At 38.4% G+C, this 20,078-nt stretch carries 14 protein-coding genes; all 14 read left to right on the top strand.

The window, feature by feature from the left end; genetic code table 11:
• Window positions 1-283 precede the first annotated feature (283 nt).
• The 14 genes from dnaN (at window position 284) to NTZ27_10135 (ending at window position 20,076) form a co-directional block, all read left to right on the top strand.
• A complete protein-coding gene (gene dnaN / locus NTZ27_10200; protein ID MCX6175112.1) occupies window positions 284-1,414 on the top strand; it encodes a DNA polymerase III subunit beta in 1,131 nt (376 codons plus the stop codon).
• Between the two features lies 1 nt (window position 1,415).
• Complete coding sequence (gene recF / locus NTZ27_10195) at window positions 1,416-2,528, top strand: DNA replication and repair protein RecF (GenBank protein ID MCX6175111.1); 1,113 nt, start codon at window positions 1,416-1,418, stop codon at window positions 2,526-2,528.
• Window positions 2,506-2,805 carry a DUF721 domain-containing protein gene (locus NTZ27_10190; GenBank protein ID MCX6175110.1) on the top strand — a complete coding sequence of 100 codons (300 nt, stop codon included), beginning with the start codon at window positions 2,506-2,508 and terminating at the stop codon, window positions 2,803-2,805. Before recF ends, NTZ27_10190 begins: the two co-directional genes overlap by 23 nt.
• A gap of 41 nt (window positions 2,806-2,846) precedes the next feature.
• The gene (gene gyrB, locus NTZ27_10185; protein ID MCX6175109.1) at window positions 2,847-4,853 is read left to right on the top strand and encodes a DNA topoisomerase (ATP-hydrolyzing) subunit B; all 2,007 of its coding nucleotides are present in this window, start codon (window positions 2,847-2,849) and stop codon (window positions 4,851-4,853) included.
• 26 nt (window positions 4,854-4,879) lie between these two features.
• The gene (locus tag NTZ27_10180; protein MCX6175108.1) at window positions 4,880-5,905 is read left to right on the top strand and encodes a magnesium transporter; all 1,026 of its coding nucleotides are present in this window, start codon (window positions 4,880-4,882) and stop codon (window positions 5,903-5,905) included.
• Window positions 5,906-5,936: 31 nt separating this feature from the next.
• A complete protein-coding gene (locus tag NTZ27_10175; GenBank protein ID MCX6175107.1) occupies window positions 5,937-6,572 on the top strand; it encodes a ThaI family type II restriction endonuclease in 636 nt (211 codons plus the stop codon).
• Window position 6,573: 1 nt separating this feature from the next.
• Window positions 6,574-7,647, top strand: coding sequence for a site-specific DNA-methyltransferase (locus NTZ27_10170; protein MCX6175106.1), 1,074 nt, complete (start codon window positions 6,574-6,576; stop codon window positions 7,645-7,647).
• A 24-nt stretch (window positions 7,648-7,671) separates the two neighbouring features.
• On the top strand, window positions 7,672-10,125 hold the full coding sequence (gene gyrA, locus NTZ27_10165) for a DNA gyrase subunit A (protein ID MCX6175105.1): 2,454 nt from the start codon (window positions 7,672-7,674) through the stop codon (window positions 10,123-10,125).
• 17 nt (window positions 10,126-10,142) lie between these two features.
• Window positions 10,143-11,312, top strand: coding sequence for a DUF262 domain-containing protein (locus tag NTZ27_10160; protein MCX6175104.1), 1,170 nt, complete (start codon window positions 10,143-10,145; stop codon window positions 11,310-11,312).
• Window positions 11,313-11,319: 7 nt separating this feature from the next.
• A complete protein-coding gene (locus tag NTZ27_10155) occupies window positions 11,320-11,889 on the top strand; it encodes a HEPN domain-containing protein (GenBank protein ID MCX6175103.1) in 570 nt (189 codons plus the stop codon).
• 79 nt (window positions 11,890-11,968) lie between these two features.
• Window positions 11,969-13,177, top strand: a complete 1,209-nt coding sequence (locus NTZ27_10150; protein MCX6175102.1) for an aminotransferase class I/II-fold pyridoxal phosphate-dependent enzyme — start codon at window positions 11,969-11,971, stop codon at window positions 13,175-13,177.
• A gap of 95 nt (window positions 13,178-13,272) precedes the next feature.
• Complete coding sequence (locus NTZ27_10145) at window positions 13,273-15,159, top strand: M1 family metallopeptidase (protein MCX6175101.1); 1,887 nt, start codon at window positions 13,273-13,275, stop codon at window positions 15,157-15,159.
• A 60-nt stretch (window positions 15,160-15,219) separates the two neighbouring features.
• Window positions 15,220-17,133, top strand: a complete 1,914-nt coding sequence (locus NTZ27_10140) for a M1 family metallopeptidase (GenBank protein ID MCX6175100.1) — start codon at window positions 15,220-15,222, stop codon at window positions 17,131-17,133.
• A 123-nt stretch (window positions 17,134-17,256) separates the two neighbouring features.
• Window positions 17,257-20,076: a S8 family peptidase gene (locus NTZ27_10135; protein MCX6175099.1), complete on the top strand. Its 2,820-nt coding sequence runs from the start codon at window positions 17,257-17,259 to the stop codon at window positions 20,074-20,076.
• Window positions 20,077-20,078: the final 2 nt, after the last annotated feature.

Genomic DNA, 20,078 nt, shown 5'->3' with positions numbered 1-20,078 from the left:
GCTATTAATGTTTATATTCTATTGTTAATAACACATCATTTGATAACTTACGTTTGTTGTTATGTTACCAACTTTATTCTGTTGGTTATATATTTAGAAATTTAATTGAACGGTTAATAAAAACTACTTATACACAAGTTAACATTGCTTATTATTAATATAATTTAAATGTATATATAGTTTATATAATAATAAGGCTGTTGATATCACTTAAACAGAAGCAAAACACAAATTGAAAATGGTAGCATTTTTTGATATTTTTGGTTCAACTAGGAGATGAATTATGGAATTCAAAGTTAACAGCAAAGAGCTCGAAAAACTTCTAAGCAAAATCATTCCAGCAGTTCCAACACGCACACCAATGCCAATTCTGGAAAACTTTTTATTCGAAGTTAAAGACGGGCAGCTTACCATTTATGCCACCGACCTAGAAATATCTTTGAAGTCTTCGCTTAACATAGTGGCAGAAGAAAACATAAAAATAGTTGTTCCGGCAAGACTTTTGAACGATGTCGTTCGCTCTTTGAAAGACACAACAATTCATTTCAAATTAATGGCGAATAAAAAAATCAACATAGTTACGGATATGGGAAAATATACCATCAGTTATTTGGATGCCGACGAGTTCCCGGAAATTCCGTCTGTAGAAACCGATAAAAACGCAAAAGATATAAACGAGGTATTGATCAATGGAGAAGAATTAAGATTAGCATTTGAAAAATGCGCCTTCGCAATGAGCAAAGAAGAAATGCGTCCCGCTATGATGGGTACATTGTTTGAGTTTAGAGACGACGGATTACGGCTTGTAACTACTGATGGTCACCGACTTGTAAATATGTTAAACAAAAATATTAAGGCAGCGTTCAATCAACAATATGTGGTGCCGGAAAGAGCAGTCTCTGTTCTCTTGAAAATATTGAACGAGAAGGATGTCAAAATTCATCTTACAAAAACTTATGTATCGTTTAAGCTGAACGACATAGAGTTGATCACACGGCTCATCAGTCAAAAATATCCCGACTACTCAAGCGTAATTCCACTCGAGAACGAATTTTTTATGAAAGTAAACACAAGAGATATTCACGAATCAATAAAAAGAATGATGCTGTTCTCTACATCAAGCACAAGACGTGTTAAGTTTGCGATCACGACGGATGCTTTGGAAATCTCCGCAGAAGATTTAGATATCGGCGCATCAGGAGAAGAAAAAGTAATTTGTGAATACAAAGGAGACGCTCTGGAAATCGGATTCAACTCAGCTTACGTTAACGATGTTCTTACACACTTAAGCAGCGAAGAAGAAATAATTTTTAAACTTCACTCACCGACCAAAGCGGTAGTAATAGAACCGGTCCAGAAAAAAGAAAATCTAGACTTAATGATGTTGTTGATGCCGGTTCGCTTAAATACGTAAAATGGTTCTTAAGCAAATCGAATTGCAAAACTTCAGACTGCATAAAAACACATCGCTGAATTTTTCCGACAAGTTAAATCTCATCGTTGGTGGTAATGGGCAGGGAAAGACATCCATATTAGAGGCAATCTACTATTTGAGCACTACAAAAAACTTAAATCTTGCTAACGAGAACGATGTTATAATGTTCGGCGAACAATATTTTGATGCGAAAGGAAACTTTTCAGATTTAACCGAAAACAACACGCGGATATTTTTTGATTCTTCAAAAGGGAAAAAGAATTTTTATTTGGACGGCAAACAAGTTTTTAATTCTACTTCGGTAATAGGAAAATTTCCGATCGTCTCGCTGATACAATCCGATCACGCAATTACACAGGGCGCACCGGCAGAACGGCGAAGATTTGTAGATTCGGTAATTTCGCAGGCAAGCCAGACGTATTTGGAAATGCTACTGGAGTACAATAAAACATTACGTCAGCGCTCTTCATTGTTGACGCAGATTAAAGAAACACGTAACCAGAACTTATATGATCAGCTGGATGCATGGACGGAATCTCTAATCATAAGCGGCACGGAAATAATTAAACACAGACAAAATTTTGTTATCGAGTTTAACGGCTACCTTAAAGATTCTTATAATCAAATTATTGAAGGCGCAGAAGAACCAAAAATAATTTATGATTCTTTTTCGGGAACAGATCAGGAAAAAATACCGGAAAGATTTAGAGAAGAGCTGAACAATCTCCGCGAAGACGAACTACGGAGAGGAACGAATTTAGCCGGACCGCATCGCGACGATTTTATTTTTTATATAAACGATCTAGAATTGAAACGCTTTGGTTCACAAGGACAGCATAAAACATTTCAGATTGCTCTGAGATTTGGTCAGTTCTTTTTTATGAAAGAAAAACTTGGAAAGACACCAATCTTTTTGATGGACGATGTTTTCGGCGAACTTGATATTTACCGCTCCGGAAGAATCAGCCGGTATCTTTCTCAAATAGGACAAGCGTTTATTACTATGACCGACCTTACTAAAACAGAAGGTCTGGATATGGGAAAAGAAAATCTTTTAATAAAAGTTAACAATGGCAAAGCAGCATACGCGTAGCAGTTTTAGAACACTCGATGATGTGTTGAATAAAGAAGCAGAGTTTACCAATCTGCGCGAGTCGCTTAAGAATTATAATATTGTTGATGAGTTTGAAATAATATTTCCAGAACTAAAACCGATCGCTCAAGCAGTTAAGGTAGAAAAACAAATTTTATTTCTTAGAGTAGAAAACTCTGTCTGGAAAAGCGAATTGAACCTAAGAAAAAATCTAATAGCAGAAAAAATAAATAAACATTTTAACGGACAAGTAATAAAAACATTAAAGTTTTTGTAGAGCTTGCCTGTCCGGCAGGCAGGAAGGAATACAGATAAATTATGGCGAAAGAAAAAGTAAAAGACACCGCAGCAAAGCAGGAAGAATACAACGCGAAAAGTATTAACGTATTAAAAGGACTTGAAGCAGTACGTAAACGTCCCGCAATGTATATCGGCGATATTGGGTCGCGCGGACTTCATCACCTAATCACCGAAGTGGTTGACAACAGTATTGATGAAGCTCTCGCCGGTTACAACGACCGAGTAATTGTAACTATTCACAAAGACCAAAGCGTTACGGTTGAAGACAGAGGCAGAGGCATTCCGGTTGACATGCATCCCGAAGAAAAAAAATCTGCGCTTGAAGTTGTTATGACAGTTCTTCATGCGGGAGGAAAGTTTGATAAAAATTCTTATAAAGTTTCCGGCGGGCTTCACGGCGTTGGTGTTTCTGTTGTGAATGCGCTTTCGGAGTGGCTTGTTGTAGAAGTGAAACGGGACGGAAAAATCTATACGCAGGAATACAAACGCGGTATCCCGAAAGCCTCGGTAAAACAAACAGGAACATATAAAAGCGAAAACACCGGAACCAAAACTACATTCATGCCGGATAAAGAAATTTTCAAGACAATAAAATTTCACTTTGATACTGTTGCCGAAAGACTGCGCGAGCTTGCATATCTCAACAAAGAAGTTACGATGACATTGAAAGACGAAGCGGACGACCAGGAAGAAGTTTACAAGTTCAAAGGCGGATTAATAGATTTTGTAAAATATCTTGACGAAAACCGCTCGCCCATTCACAAACCGGTTTATATCGAAGGAGAGAAAGATAACACGCCAGTTGAAATCGCGTTTGAGTACAGCGATTCATATTCCGAAAATGTTCACTCGTATGTGAACAACATTAACACGATAGAAGGCGGAACACACCTCGTCGGCTTTAGAACCGCGCTCACAAGAACACTTAACAACTACGCATACAAGAACGGACTCATCAAAGACAGCAACAAAATAACTTTAACGGGTGACGATTTCAAAGAAGGATTGACAGCGGTAATTTCCATTAAAGTGATGGAACCGCAGTTCGAAGGACAGACAAAAACTAAACTTGGTAATGGAGAAGTTAAATCGGCAGTAGAAACTTTAGTAGGAGAAAAACTTTCAGAGTTTCTGGAAGAGAATAGTGCGATAGCAAAAAAGATAATTGATAAATGTATGCGCGCAGCAGAAGCACGCGAAGCCGCACGCAAAGCACGCGAACTTGTTCGTAGAAAAAATGCTCTCGACACGATGCACTTACCGGGCAAACTTGCAGATTGTTCAATCAACGATCCAGAGCATTGCGAGATATACATTGTCGAAGGAGATTCCGCGGGCGGTTCTGCAAAGATGGGACGCGATAGAAGATTCCAGGCGATACTTCCGATCAAGGGAAAAATTTTGAATGTTGAGAAAGCGAAGATCAATAAAATTTTAGAGAACATAGAAATTCAGGCGATGGTCTCTGCGATCGGCGCAGGAATTGGCGAAGAGTTCGATCATGAAAAAGCGCGCTACGGAAAAATTATTTTAATGACAGATGCAGACGTGGACGGAAGCCACATCCGGACTTTACTCTTAACGTTTTTGTACCGCCACATGAAAGAATTGATCACGTCCGGCAAAGTTTACATTGCACAGCCGCCGCTTTACAAAATTAAAAAAGGAAAAGAAGAACATTATGCTTTCGATGATGACGAACGCGATAAAATTTTGAAACGGTTCAAAGCAGATTTAAAAGGAAAAGAAGAAGTGATTGTTGTTGAAGGCGAAGAGGCGGAAGAAAGCGAAGGCACAACTTCAACAAAGGGAATTCAGATCTCACGCTACAAAGGTTTGGGTGAAATGAACCCTGAACAATTGTGGTCAACAACAATGAATCCCGAAACACGCACGGTGCTGCAAGTTAATTTGGAAAGCGCCGCAGCCGCAGATAAAATTTTTGAAACTTTGATGGGCGACGCAGTTGAACCGCGCCGAGCGTTCATTGAGAAACACGCTAAGTACGCGAACTTGGATATTTAACATTGTCATTGCGAGGAGTCCCGGCAATGCCGGACCCGCAACGACAAAGAAAAAGAGGAATGCACGACAAACAAACATATAATCAACCGGTTTTAGATCATGCGCGAAAAGATTTTACCGCGCTCGATAAAAATTTATCCGTTGAAGAAACGCTAAAGAAAATTAGAGAAGAAGGTCTTGGCGAAAGAATAGTTTACTTTTATGTTGTTGACGATGAGAAAAAACTTGTCGGTGTTCTGCCAACAAGAAGATTGTTGACCGGGAAACCGGAACAGAAAATAGAAGAGTTAATGGTTAAGCGTGTTGCCGCTCTTCCAAAGACGGCAACGGTTTATGATGCCTGCGAGTTCTTTGTAACTTATAAATTTTTAGCCTTCCCCGTCGTTGATGAGGAAAGAAAATTGCTCGGCATAGTTGATGTAAATCTTTTTACCGAGGAACTGCTTGAAGACGAGTCGAGCGAAGACGAACCGCGGAGCTACGATGATGTTTTTGAAACGATCGGTTTTAGAATTAACGAACTTAAAAACGCATCACCGTTAAAATCGTGGCGCATTCGTTTTCCGTGGCTGCTCGTTACAATTTCAAGCGGAACGGCAGCGGCGTTGTTCATCGGAATTTTTCACACAACGATCGAAATGAGTTTGGTGATAGCGTTCTTTTTAGCCTTGGTTCTTGGATTAGGCGAAAGCGTAAGCATTCAATCAATGACGGTTACGGTTCAAACGCTTCATTCAACACAGCCGTCTTTGAAATGGTATTTGAAAAATTTATTGCGCGAAAGCAAAACATCTTTTTTGCTGGGCATAAGCTGCGGAGCGCTGGTTACAGTTGTTGTTTTTTTATGGAAAGGACAAGTACTTCCGGCAGTTGTAATCGGTTCAAGCATTGTGCTGGCAGAAATCAGTGCGGCATTCTGGGGATTGAGCGTGCCGGCAATTTTGCACAAAACAAAGCTTGACCCAAAATTAGCGGCGGGACCAATTACTCTTGCGCTGACAGATGTAACAACGATATTGTTTTACTTCGGGTTGGCAACAGCATTACTGTAAAATATTATTTTATCTAACGGAAGGCGCAGAAATGGCAAACGAAAAAATAATTACTGTTTTTAGAAAGAAAGAGATAATTGAAAAGATTCAGAACAAGCTTCCTTATTTATTTCAATTAGCAGAACAAGAAAGCTCACGTGCAGGAAAATTAGGAATGGAAGTTGGATCAGTTCGAGAAAGAGTAATTGTTGCATTATTGGTCTCAAGGTTTGGCGAAAAAAACGTAGAAACAGAAATTCCAATTACTGAAGCTGAAATAGACGTAAGGGTTTTTGGAAATCCGATCTCAATAAAAACTTTTACAGGAAAAACCTTTACTGGAGTTAAACTGATTTGGACAGTTGATCCGAAAAGCGCTCTTGAATTCTCACAGAAATACTTGCCTATTTGTGATATGATTTTGGTTCAGATTAACTGGAGTAATGGCGGCGGTTTTTATTATATCAAAAAAGAAACACAGCAGAAAGTCTTTAATGAAATTGGAAGAGAAAAATATATTAAGCTACCAAAGCTAGACACAAACCCAAGGGGAGTAGAGGTTACTAAAGAAGCATTGAAAATGCTTGCGGAAAACGCCGACACGACAAAGATTACCATTGATTGGAAAAGAAAGGATATCAATTTCAATCCGTATAAAAGATGGGTTGAGTTATGGGAGGAAGAATAATATGCGTACAACAATAAGAAATAACGGAACAAAAACGAGCGCCTTCGGATCGCCCGGCAGAATCAATCATGACGCCACAACTTTTTATGAAAGCAGGCTTTATGAAGGACTGCGAGTAATAGAAACAAAAGATTTTACAGAAAATCCAATACCAGAAAATCATTTAAACAGAATATTTATTAAATCAAGCGAGAGGATGGAAGAACTGCCAGACAACTCTGTTCATTTAATGGTTACTTCTCCGCCATATAATGTTGGAAAAGAATACGACGACAACCTTACTCTTAAGGAATACAGGGAATTAATAAAAAATATTTGGAAAGAAGTTTACAGAGTTCTTGTACCAGGAGGGCGCGCGTGTGTTAATATTGCAAACTTAGGTCGCAAACCGTATTTACCACTTCACTCATATATAATAGACGACATGTTAGAGATGGGTTATTTAATGCGTGGAGAGATTATTTGGAACAAGGCAAATAGCGGAAGCCCGTCAACAGCGTGGGGTAGTTGGTTATCCGCAAAGAATCCAATTCTTAGAGATATTCATGAATACATATTAATTTTTTCGAAAGGCTCATATGGGAGAGAACAAAATAAATTTCTTAAGAGCACTATAAACAAAGAAGAATTTTTAGAGTTAACAAAAAGCGTTTGGACCTTTTCTGCCGAATCAGCAAGAAAGATAGGGCATCCCGCACCATTCCCCCTTGAACTTCCATATCGACTAATACAACTCTATACATTTGAGAATGATATAGTGCTTGATCCATTTATGGGAAGCGGACAAACGGCAATAGCTGCAGTAAAAACAAAACGAAATTATATTGGTTATGATATAAGTAAAGAATATGTAAAGTTGGCCGAGAAAAGAATAAAAGACTTTGTTACAATAACCACAACACCAACGCTCTTTGATCCGCCACAAAAATATAAAACAGCAAAAAAACGGAAATCAAATAAAAATAAATTTTCTACTACAACCATATTTGAAGAAGAAGTTCTTAATCATAATCTTACTCATAGTTTAAAAAAGAGCGAGAACAAGATTAAGAGCACGAGCAAGAAAACATTTTAATCAATTAAAGAAGATATATTACTGATGACAACGATATTTGAAAAAGTAGTTCCCGTATCACTTGAAGAAGAAATGAAATCATCTTACATAGATTATGCAATGAGCGTAATTGTTGCGCGCGCATTGCCCGATGTAAGAGACGGATTAAAACCGGTTCACCGCAGAGTATTATTCGGCATGCACGAGCTTGGAGTTCCTCACAACAAACCATATAAAAAATCCGCACGCATAGTTGGTGAAGTGCTTGGTAAATATCATCCGCACGGAGATACAGCGGTTTATGATTCAATGGTGCGCATGGTTCAAGATTTTTCTCTGCGTTATCCTTTGGTGGACGGACAAGGAAACTTCGGTTCGGTTGACGGCGACTCACCCGCGGCAATGCGTTACACTGAAGCGCGTCTTGCAAGAATTGCAGACGAAATGCTTCGCGACTTGGACAAGAACACAGTTGCATTCGCAACAAACTTTGATGAATCATTACAAGAGCCGACAGTTCTGCCATCTTACTTGCCAAACTTATTAGTAAACGGCGCAAGCGGTATTGCGGTTGGCATGGCAACAAATATTCCGCCGCATAATCTTGGCGAAATAATTGACGGACTTGTTGCAACAATAGAAAATCCAAAACTGAAACCGGAAGAGTTAATAAAAATTGTTAAAGCGCCGGATTTTCCAACGGGCGGAATTATCTACGGCTATGAAGGAGTGAAAGAAGCATTCCTTACCGGACGCGGAAAAATTGTTATCCGCGCAAAAGCCAACATAGAAACTTTAAAGAACGATAGAGAAAATATTATCATCACGGAAATTCCATATCAAGTTAACAAAGCAACTTTGATAGAAAGAATTGCTGATCTTGTGCGCGAAGGAAAAATTGACGGCATCTCAAACATCCGCGATGAATCAGACCGCGACGGCATGCGCATAGTTATTGAATTGAAACGTGACGGGCAGCCGGCGCTGACGTTAAATCAGCTTTTCAAACACACGGCAATGCAGGTAACATTCGGCGTTATAATGCTTGCGCTAGTGAACGGACAGCCGAAAGTTTTAACACTTCAGCAGATGATGCAGTATTTCCTCGAACACAGAATGGAGGTGCTGAAAAAACGCACACAGTTCGATCTTGATGCAGCAGAAAGACGCGCACACATTTTAGAAGGATACATAATTGCGCTCGACAACATTGATGCGGTGATTCAGACAATCAAGAAATCGAAAGACACCGAGACTGCAAAAAATAATTTGATGAAGAAGTTCAAGCTTTCGGAAATTCAAGCGAAAGCAATACTCGACATGCGTCTGCAGCGCTTAACGGGACTTGAAAGACAAAAGATAGAAGACGAATACAAAGAGACGATCAAGTTCATCGAAAAACTGAAAGGCATTTTAACAAACGAAAAGAAAAGATGGAACATAATTAAAGACGAGCTTCTTGCACTAAGAGAAAGATATGCCGATGAACGCAGAACTTCCATCGAACGCGAACTGAAAGAATTTGCGCTGGAAGATATAATTGCCGAGGAAGATGTTGTTGTAACAATTACACACGGCGGATTTATCAAACGTTTTCCGGTTAGCGGTTACAGAAAACAAGGAAGAGGCGGTAAAGGTGTAACGGGCGCGGGAACAAGAGAAGAAGATTTTATAGAGCACATGTTCATTGCGTCAACGCATCACTACATTATGTTCTTCACCGATCGCGGAAAATGTTACTGGCTCAAAGTCCACGAAATTCCCGAAGGCGGACGCGCGACAAAAGGAAGATCTATTTTAAATCTTATCGAAAAAGATAAAGAAGAAAACATCACTGCGTTCGTTACGGTAAAAGAATTCACCGATGATAAATTTATTGTGATGGCAACCGAAAGAGGAACTGTTAAGAAAACAGTTCTCTCGGCATATTCGAATATCCGCAAAGGAGGAATAAACGCAATCAGCCTTGCTGCGGGCGACCGTTTGATAGAAGCGAAACTGAGCGAAGGAAAAAATGAGATCATCATCGGCACAAAAAACGGAATGGCGTGCCGATTCAACGAAAAAGATGTCCGCAATATGGGCAGAACTGCAACGGGCGTGCGCGGAATTAGATTAGGCAAAGGCGATGCTGTAATTGGAATGATTGTAATACGCAACGCAACCACATTGATGGTAGTTACAGAAAAAGGATTCGGCAAACGTTCCGAGATAGAAGATTATAGATTATCAAGACGCGGCGGTAAAGGAGTTATTACTGTAAAGACATCGGACAGAAACGGAAAACTGATTGCGATAAAAGAAGTGAATGATTCGGATGAATTAGTAATTATTACAACAGGCGGAATGGTAATTCGTCAAGCAGTAAAAGAACTGCGCGTGATGGGAAGAAATACACAAGGCGTAAGATTAATACGCTTGAATGAAGGCGACGACATTGCCGATATTGCACGCGTAGTTCCTGAAGAAGAAAACGGAAATGGAAACGGAGAAGAATAAAATTAAACGAGGTAACAATGGAAGAGAAAAATAATAACTGGTATGAAGATCCTTCGGAAGACGAAGATCAAGAATATCATTTTGGAGAATATGACATAACATCAACGCCGAATGATTTTAATATCAAAACAATCTTTGATTTCATTAATTCTGGAGTAGTAAAACTCCCAGACTTTCAGCGTAATTATGTTTGGGATATAAACAGGGCGTCAAAGCTAATCGAATCTATAATTATTGGACTTCCGATACCACAATTATTTCTTTATGAAAAAGGCAAAAACGAATTTTTAGTTATTGATGGCCAACAGCGGCTAATGACAATTTATTATTTTATAAAGATGAGATTTCCAAAGAAAGAAAGAAGGGTAGAGCTAAGGAAAATTTTTGATATCAAAGGAGAAATACCAGAAGAAATATTATATGACAAAGATTTTTTCACAGATTTTTATTTGAAATTACCGCCAGAAGTCCCAGGCCAGCTTAATAAACTAGATAAGTTAAATTACGCAACACTCAAGGATTTTAAGACAACGTTTGACCTTCGGCCTATACGGAATGTTATAATAAAACAAAATTTTCCACCAGACGACGACTCTTCTATCCATGAAATCTTTAATCGTTTAAATTCCGGCGGAATGAATTTAAAACCACAAGAAATTCGTAGCAGTTTATATCATTCAGATTTTTACAGGATGTTATCAAGAATAAACTTACTTCCAGAATGGCGCAATCTGATAGCTCGTGATGAACCGGACATACACATGAAAGACATAGAAATAATTTTAAGATGTTTTGCTTTATTGATAAGCGGTAATAACTATAGAGCGCCAATGTCGAAATTTTTAAATCTCTTTTCAAAATCAGCAAAATCCTATTCTACAGAACAAATACAAATATTTGAAACAGTATTTATTCTTTTCTTAAACGCAGCAAAACAATTAGCGCTTACTGAGTATATAGCTAGTTCGGGAAAGTTTAATATATCTACACTTGAGGCCATTTTTAGGGCAATGTGCGAGGTTTCGCTTAACGGACCCAATCCTGTAATTATGGCTCCCGATAGAAAAAAAATTGAAGAGTTAAAGAACGACGAAGGATTTAGAAAAGCAGTATTAGAAAGTACAGTTAGCAAGAAAAATGTGGAAGAACGGTTCAAAATAGCAAAGAAAATTTTGTTTGAAAAGTAGATCGATTATGGAAACCATAATTGATAAATTTTATAACGATTACAAAAACTTGGTTGATTTCCTTGACGAAAACAAACAACCCTCCTTAAAAATAGAAGCAGAAAATAATTTTAGTAAAAATTTATTATTGGCCGCGGCTAGTTTTCATGAACAAGAATTAACTGACATAATAAGAAGCTTTATCTTGGCGATAACACAACAAGATGAAAAAGCAATTTCGTTTTTTGAAAATAAAGCCATGAAAAGACAGTATCATACATTTTTTCAATGGGAGAGCAACAACGCAAATAGCTTCTTTGGTCTATTTGGTGAAAAAATTAAAACAGAAATGGAGAAAGAAGCCAAACTAAACGAAAAACTAGATAAAGCGATAAAGGCATTTTTAGAAATTGGTAGACTAAGGAACACAATGGTTCATGGAAACTATGCAGCTTTTAATTTAGAAAAAACAGCCCAAGAATTATATGATCTTTTTATAAGCGCTAATTATTTTTTAGAAAGATTTAAAACAAAACTTTTAGAGAGTAAAATTGCCAGCGTTTTTCCGGAAGTGAAATGCGAAAACACAGAGGAATAATTTTGACCACCCTCCGACTTCCTCCTCCTTAGTAAGGAGGGGGACACAGGGGGAGGTCTGAAACAAAAGGAAATAGAAAATGTCCGATAACAAAAAATTACAATTCGATTCCAAAACAGTTCACGCAGGAATGGATGATTATGAATTCGGTCCGGTGGTTCCGCCGATCTATCAAACCTCCACATTTAAATTCGAATCCGTAGAACAGGGCGCATCTCTTTTCAAAGGAGAAGGATGCGGATATATATATACACGATTAGAGAACCCAACTATCGAGGCGATGGAAAATGCAGTTGCGGAATTAGAAGGCGGGCACAAAGCATTAGGATGCGCGAGCGGAATGGCCGCGATCAGCACAATATTTTTTTCCTTGCTTAAATCCGGCGATCATGTTGTCTGCTCAAAATTTGTTTACGGACCAACACTTACTCTTCTTCAAAACATTTTAGGAAAGTTCGGAGTTGAAACAACGTTTGTAGATACGGCATTTCCCGAAGAAATTGAAAAGGCAATGAAGCCGAACACAAAAATAGTTTATGTTGAAACGCCGGGAAACCCAACACTTGCAATTTCAGATCTCGAAGCGGCATCAAAAATTGCACACGCACACGGCGCACTCGTTGTTGTTGATAATACATTTATGAGTCCAGCACTTCAGCAGCCATTTAAATTCGGTGTTGATGTAATTCTGCACAGCATGACGAAGTTTTTAAATGGACACGCAGACGTTGTTGCCGGAATAGTTGTTGTTAAAGATGAAGAGATGTTTATTAAGATGAGAAAAGTTTTAAATCAAACCGGCGGAGTAATAGATCCGTTCAATTCATTTCTAGTTCACCGAGGATTAAAAACACTTTCTGTGCGAATGCAAAAACATTGCGAGAATGCACAACTCGTTGCAGAGTATTTGGAGAATCATCCGAAAGTAAAATGGGTTCGCTATCCCGGACTTAAGAGTCATCCAAATTATCAAATCGGTTTGAAACAGCACAACGGAACCGGCGGAATGATCGCGTTCGAATTAAAAGGTGGACTGAAAGCCGGAGAAGTAATGATGAATTCTGTTAAGTTATGCATGCTTGCGGTATCGCTCGGCGGAGTTGAAAGTTTAATCCAACATCCCGCAAGCATGACTCACTTTTCCATGGGCGAAGAAGCACGCAAAGCAGGAGGCATTACTGATGGTCTCGTTCGTTTTTCGGTTGGAATTGAAAACGTAAAAGATATTATTGATGATCTTGAGCAGGCACTTGCAAAAATTCCTAAGATGGAAAAAGCAGAAGCGTAATCACAGCATTAAAAATAATTAATTTGTAAAAAATCTACCACCAACCTATTTTTACCGCCAACTAACTCAACATGTAAATTATTAAAGGGACAACGATGAACAGAAAAATTCTTATTTCGGTAATTTTTCTTTTAACTGCAATTTCGTTTGCTCAGAAATCTTCTTTAACGATTCCGCGAAACATTCAAAAAGCAATTGATAAAGGCACGCGCACGCAAGAAGGGAATCCCGGACCAAATTATTGGCAGAACAGCGCTGATTATAAAATCAAAGCCGAGCTGGAACCCAAAACAAGAATTCTAACCGGAACGGAAGAGATTACTTACTATAATAATAGTCCCGATACTTTGAAACAGATCGTAATTAAAATCTTAATGGATATTTACCGAAAAGGAAACATGCTGGATTTTGAAATAGACAGCAAAGCATTAACAGACGGAATGAAGTCAAATGGAATCTTTGTTGACGGCAAAGAATACAAAACCGATGGGACGAGTCCGAAGTTGCGAAGAGAAGGAACGAATCTATTTCTAACATTAGAAAAACCAATTGTTCCAAAATCAAAAGCGGAAATAAAATGCGACTGGAATTTTATCATTCCGAACACATCACAAATTAGAATGGGCGCATACGACAGCACAACTTTCTTCGTGGCATATTGGTTTCCGCAAGTTGCAGTGTATGATGATATAGACGGCTGGGATGTTATAAATTACACGGGACAAACAGAAACTTATAACGATTTCTCTAATTACGATGTTAAGTTAACCATTCCGAAAAACTTTTTAGTCTGGGCAACAGGCGTTCTGCTAAATCCGAAAGAAGTTTTATCGTCAGAGGTTTATGAGAAATATAAAAAAGCATATAACTCCCCAGAAGTTGTGAAAATAGTTGAAGAGAAAGATTATCAAAAAGGATTAATAACGGCTGACGAAGAAAAGCTCACGTATAAATTCAGAGCGGAGAATGTAATGGATTTTGCTTTTGCCACAAGCGATCATTATTTGTGGGACGGCTCCAGCGTGGTTGTAGATAAAAAAGAAGGAAGGGCTTCATTTGTAGATGCGGCTTATAATAAATCATCAAAAGATTTTTATAATGTAGCAGAACTTGCACGCAAAGCGATCGAAAGTTTTTCAACACAAATTCCGGGGCGGCCATATCCATATCCCGAAATGACAGTGTTCAACGGAGAAGGAGGAATGGAATACCCGATGATGGTGAACGATTCATCCGAGCCTGAACTCCAAGGCACTGTTCATCTAACCTCGCACGAAATATCTCACACATACTTTCCGTTTTTTATGGGAATCAACGAGCGCAAGTACGCGTGGATGGATGAAGGCTGGGCAACAATGCTTCCGTTTGATTTTCAAACTGCAAACGCACCAGGATACGATCCGAGAACAAGAAATGCATTAGGCTATAATAATTTTGCCGGTAACGAACAGGACATACCGCCAATGGTTTTGTCTTACGAATTGAGAGGCGCTTCTTACAGAACCGCTTCATACCGAAGACCCGGCGCAGCATATGAATTTTTACGTCAGTTGCTTGGCGACGATCTTTTCAAAAAATGTTTGCATGAATACATGAATCGTTGGAACAGCAAACATCCGATCCCCTTTGATTTCTTTTTTACATTTAATGAAACGGCAGGACAAAATTTAGACTGGTATTTAAAACCATGGTTTTTTGAAAACAAATATCCCGATCTATCTCTAACAGCTAAAAATATTGAAGGCGGTGTAAGCGTAAACGTTTCTAACAAGGGTGGATTACCTGTTCCGATTAAAATAAAATTTTATTACGATGACGGAACAGATGCGTTTGTTTATGATAAAACAGCAAGCGAATGGAAAGACGAAAATATTGGAATTACGACCTTCATTTCTTCAAAGAAGAAAGTGATAAAAGTCGAGCTCGGCAGCAGTCAAATACCGGACGTTAATTTGAAGGATAATACCGTTGAATTAAAATAACAATAAAAGAAACATTATCACCACGAGAGACATCTAAATACGAAACAGATTAGAGGAACCATGAAAAATTTGTTAACACACACATCAAAAATATTCTTTGTAATAATTTTATTAACCACCATAACACAAGCACAAAATTCTTCCATCTACATTCCACGCAATATTGTTAAAGCATACGAAAAGGGAATGCGGTCTTACGACGGGAAACCTGGACCGAATTATTGGATAAATCACGCCGACTATAAAATCCAAGCAGAAGTATTTCCTAAAGAGCGAATTGTAAAAGGAACCGAACAAATTAAATATTATAACGATAGTCCGGATTCACTAAGCAGGATAGTTTTTCGTTTGTATCAGGACGTTATGAAGAAAGGGAACAGTCGAGATTTTCAAATTAATCCGTCAGATGAAACAGATGGAGTAGTGATTGATACATTTATGATCAACGGAGTTGGAATTAGTACAAAAGGAAGAGGAGGTCTTTCCAGAAGCGCAACAAACATGAGTATAAGAAATTTAGAAAAACCAATTCCTCCGAAATCAATTACAACTATTGATGTTAAGTGGTCGGTCATAATTCCTAAAGAAACGCGCATAAGAATGGGTGCTTACAACGACTCAACCCTTTATGTTGCGTATTGGTATCCTCAAGTAGCCGTTTATGATGACATTGATGGATGGGACATGATCGAATATGGGGGAGCAGTAGAATTCTACAACGACAAAAATAATTTTGATTTTGATATCACAGTACCACGAAATTTTCTAGTCTGGGCAACAGGAACATATCAGAATCTGCAGGAAGTAGTAAAACCCGAAATTTATTCCCGTTATAAAGAAGCACAAGAATCAGACGGCATTATTAGAATCGTGCGGGAAGAAGATTTGAAAAACGGTGCTACAGCAGACAAAGAAAAAAATGTCTGGAAATTTAAAGCAGAAGGGGTTCCGGATATTTCTTTTGCAACAAGCAGCGGATACATCTGGGATGGAATCGGCGCAGAGATTGATGCAAATGGCAGAAAAGTTTTTACCGACGCAGTTTATCCGGTCAAATCCAAAGGGTGGGACGAAGTAGCTTACTATGCAAAACTTTCGGTAGAAAATCTTTCTAAAGTTTGGCCGGGTGTTCCGTTTCCATATCCGAAGATCACTACGTTCAACGGAGAAACAATGGGTGGCGGCGGAATGGAAATTCCAATGATGACAAACAACGGCATGGGCTATACAGCAGCAGGTCAAGCCGGGGTTACGCTTCACGAAATTGCTCACACATATTTTCCGTTTTATATGGGAATTAATGAACGCAAGTATGCCTGGATGGATGAAGGCTGGGCAACTTTTTTTACTTCAGCATTGTTAGGCAGCCTTGTTAAAGATGCGGACGAATTTACGGGGAATGTACTTTATGTTAGCAGAGTAATGGGCAACGAATATGATACACCGATGATACTTCCCTCAATTGCAACGCGCGGACCAATGCTTTCGTTTAATTCATATCCAAAAGCGTCTATCTCATATTATGTTCTTAAAGATATTTTGGGCGATGAATTGTTTAAGAAAGGATTGCATGAATATATTAATAGATGGAACGGAAAACACCCGATACCCTGGGATTACTTTTTTACATTCAACGATGTTACAAAAGAAGACTTAAGCTGGTTCTGGAATCCATGGTATTTCGAAAGGGATTATCCGGATCTCGGTATTAAAAGTGTAAGTTCAAAAAAAGGGAAAACAGAAATAGTAATTGAAAAAATTGGAAATGTTCCCGTTCCCATTGATTTAAAAATAACTTATATAGATGATTCTGCCGAAGAAATTCATAATAGTGCTTCTATGTGGAGAGACGGAAAGAAAGAAATTACCGTAAGCGTTAATACAACGAAAGAGATTAAAAAGGTTGAGATTAATTCAAAATTAGTTCCCGATGCAAACGAAAAGAATAACGTTTACGAAGTAAAGAAAAAATAAATTTTAACCAATCAGTTTAATCCTCCCCGCTTATGGGGAGGATTAAAAAGCGTTGACAAGAATCATTGTTAGTTACACACCGAATTCATAAACTTGTCTAAGTAAATTCTTAAAGCCAAAGACATGAGAAAAATATTTTTTTATATAACGTTATTAATTCTTTTCGGAATTTCAGTTAGCGCCGGACAGAACGTAATACAAAAAGGGAAATCGTTTTATATCTCGAACACACTTGTCGTAAAGTTTAAGAAGAACTTTTCTGTGTCTCCACAAACGTTAAATAAATCAACACAAAATTTTTCAGTTCAGAATTTCACACAGCTTTTCCCGCCTCAATCAAAATTGAACAAAGGGGAAGAATCATTAAGCCGCATTTACCTTTTAAAATATGATTCGCCCGAAAGTCCGGTCGAGTTGGCGGCAAAAATTTCAAAACAAAGCAATGTTGAATGGGCTGAACCAAAGTATATTCAAACGATTGCATATTCACCGAACGATTCACTCTTTGTTCTAAATCAGCAGAAAAATTTAGAACGCATTCATGCAAAAGAGGCGTGGGATATTACGAAAGGTGATACAACTGTTGTAATCGGAATAGTTGATACGGGAGTTGATTGGACTCATCCCGATCTTCTGGCAAACGTTTGGTATGACAACGGCCGCTTTGTGGGTTATGATTTAGGCGGCAGCAATGGAATACCGGACAACGATCCGAGCGAGGATGTTTCTTCACAGAACAGATATCATGGAACACACGTTGCAGGAATTGCTTGTGCGGTAACAAATAATCAAAAAGGAATTGCTTCGATCGGGTTCAATTGTTCTTTCATTCCGGTCAAAGCATCGCGCGGGGATATGCGAGACGCAAATGGTTACCCGTACATTTATTACGGTTATGAAGGAATAAAATATGCGGCAGACAATAAAGCGCGGGTTATTAATTGCAGCTGGGGAGGATTTGATTATTCAAATCTTGGCCAAGAAGTAATTAATTATGCAATATCGAAAGGAGCTTTGGTTGTTGCAGCAGCAGGAAACGACGGAGAGCTAACGGATTTTTATCCCGCCAGCTTTAATGGAGTTTTAAGCGTTGGCTGGTCGGAAACAGACAGCGATGTAATTTCTTTTGCCGCAAATTATGGAAGAACGGTGGACGTATTTGCCCCGGGGACATCTATCTTATCAACGTGGGCCCATAAACTCCCCACAGACTCACTCTATTTTAGAATTAGCGGATCATCAATGTCTTCCCCACTTGTTGCAGGATTGGCCGGACTGGTATTTTCAATACACCGGAATTATACAGCACTTCAAGTTGCAGAACAGATACGGGTAACTTCAGACAACATTGAACAATCGAATAACGCGAATTTAAAATATCTTTTGGGCAGAGGAAGAGTAAATGCATTTAGAGCCGTAACTGACACGAACGCAACATCTATTCGCGCAACTAATATTAAATTTATAGACGAAGGAAACGGTAACGGCATATTGGAATCGGGCGAAAATGTTTCTATTGAAATTACTTTTAAGAATTATTTGAAGACAGTCTCAAATGTTAATGTGCAGTTAGTTAACATTGATAACGATAGCTCGATTGATCTACTGGAATACAATTTCGATACGGGGCTAATAGGGATACCGGTGGATTCGGTAAAGAATTCATCAAATAAATTTAAATTTAGCATACACTCTAACGCACCGCTCAACCACGATCTCCATTTACTTTTAAAATATTTTATTAATGAAACTGAAATTGATTTTCAATGGATAAGTGCGCGAATCAATCCAACATACGACACACACAATGTTGGTAAAATAACGATGAGCATTACAAGTAAAGGCGCGCTCGGATTTAATGATTTTCCTAATAATCTAGAAGGATCAGGATTTAAATATAACGGCGGCGATAACCTTTTATATGAAGGCGCTTTTATGTATGGAACTGATTCGAACAAAGTTATGGATGTTGCGAGAGTTTTACAAAATCAAGACACGGATTTCCTAACTGTAACTCCAGTTAAAATGATTCTGAATGATGGAACCACACAACATTCAGTTACAGTTTTTAATGACGACGGTGCCGTTGCAAACAAACTTGGCATAGAAACTAAATTCCACGCATATACTTATGCAAATGTGCCCAATGATAATTTTGTTTTGTTGATAGCCGAAATGATAAACACAACTTCGCAAAACATTAGCAATCTGTATGCGGGATATTTTTTTGATTGGGATATACCGGCAGATATTCCAACTATAGATTCAACCGCTTATGATTTTCAAGATAATTTTGGATATGCTTTTTGTACGAACAAAACCCTTGTGAGCACAATTGTCGGCGCAGCGCTTGTTTCATCTAACAAATACGGATATTATCCGATCGACAATAACGCAATATCCGGTAGTGTAATATTAACAGACGTTAACGGATTTAGCGATGCCGAAAAGTGGATAACACTTTCTAGCGGGATTGTAAATAATAAAATTGGTCCAACAGATATTTCTTTCGTGATTTCAGGCGGCGATTTTATTATTCGGGCACACGACACTTTAAAAGTTGGATTTGCAATAGCAGCAGGGGCAACTCTTAGTGAATTAAGAAATGCAATTAAACAGAGCCGAGCTGAATATATTATTAGTGCGCTCGAAGGAGACCATCAAAAATTACCAACTGGTTTTGAATTATTTCAGAACTATCCGAATCCATTCAACCCCAACACAGTTATCAGTTGGCAAATTGCAGTTGGTGCTCACGTAACTTTGAAAGTTTACGATCTACTGGGAAGAGAAGTAGCGACCTTAGTTGATGATTACAAACAACCAGGAATTTATAATTCGCAATTCTCAATTCGCAATTTTCAATTGCCAAGCGGCGTTTATTTCTATCAATTAAGTACAGGCGGCAACATACAAACGAAGAAAATGATTTTATTGAAATAAAA

The sequence above is a fragment of the Ignavibacteriales bacterium genome (assembly GCA_026390775.1).
GTDB lineage: Bacteria > Bacteroidota > Ignavibacteria > Ignavibacteriales > Melioribacteraceae > Fen-1258.
Note: the sequence above shows the minus strand (reverse complement) of the source record. Positions and strands in the feature narration are given on the sequence as shown.

Excerpts from the sequence above, each read along its gene's own strand:
- dnaN (MCX6175112.1), top strand. The coding sequence starts at position 284 with ATGGAATTCAAAGTTAACAGCAAAGAGCTCGAAAAACTTCTAAGCAAA.
- recF (MCX6175111.1), top strand. The coding sequence starts at position 1,416 with ATGGTTCTTAAGCAAATCGAATTGCAAAACTTCAGACTGCATAAAAAC.
- NTZ27_10190 (MCX6175110.1), top strand. The coding sequence starts at position 2,506 with ATGGCAAAGCAGCATACGCGTAGCAGTTTTAGAACACTCGATGATGTG.
- gyrB (MCX6175109.1), top strand. The coding sequence starts at position 2,847 with ATGGCGAAAGAAAAAGTAAAAGACACCGCAGCAAAGCAGGAAGAATAC.
- NTZ27_10180 (MCX6175108.1), top strand. The coding sequence starts at position 4,880 with ATGCCGGACCCGCAACGACAAAGAAAAAGAGGAATGCACGACAAACAA.
- NTZ27_10175 (MCX6175107.1), top strand. The coding sequence starts at position 5,937 with ATGGCAAACGAAAAAATAATTACTGTTTTTAGAAAGAAAGAGATAATT.
- NTZ27_10170 (MCX6175106.1), top strand. The coding sequence starts at position 6,574 with ATGCGTACAACAATAAGAAATAACGGAACAAAAACGAGCGCCTTCGGA.
- gyrA (MCX6175105.1), top strand. The coding sequence starts at position 7,672 with ATGACAACGATATTTGAAAAAGTAGTTCCCGTATCACTTGAAGAAGAA.
- NTZ27_10160 (MCX6175104.1), top strand. The coding sequence starts at position 10,143 with ATGGAAGAGAAAAATAATAACTGGTATGAAGATCCTTCGGAAGACGAA.
- NTZ27_10155 (MCX6175103.1), top strand. The coding sequence starts at position 11,320 with ATGGAAACCATAATTGATAAATTTTATAACGATTACAAAAACTTGGTT.
- NTZ27_10150 (MCX6175102.1), top strand. The coding sequence starts at position 11,969 with ATGTCCGATAACAAAAAATTACAATTCGATTCCAAAACAGTTCACGCA.
- NTZ27_10145 (MCX6175101.1), top strand. The coding sequence starts at position 13,273 with ATGAACAGAAAAATTCTTATTTCGGTAATTTTTCTTTTAACTGCAATT.
- NTZ27_10140 (MCX6175100.1), top strand. The coding sequence starts at position 15,220 with ATGAAAAATTTGTTAACACACACATCAAAAATATTCTTTGTAATAATT.
- NTZ27_10135 (MCX6175099.1), top strand. The coding sequence starts at position 17,257 with ATGAGAAAAATATTTTTTTATATAACGTTATTAATTCTTTTCGGAATT.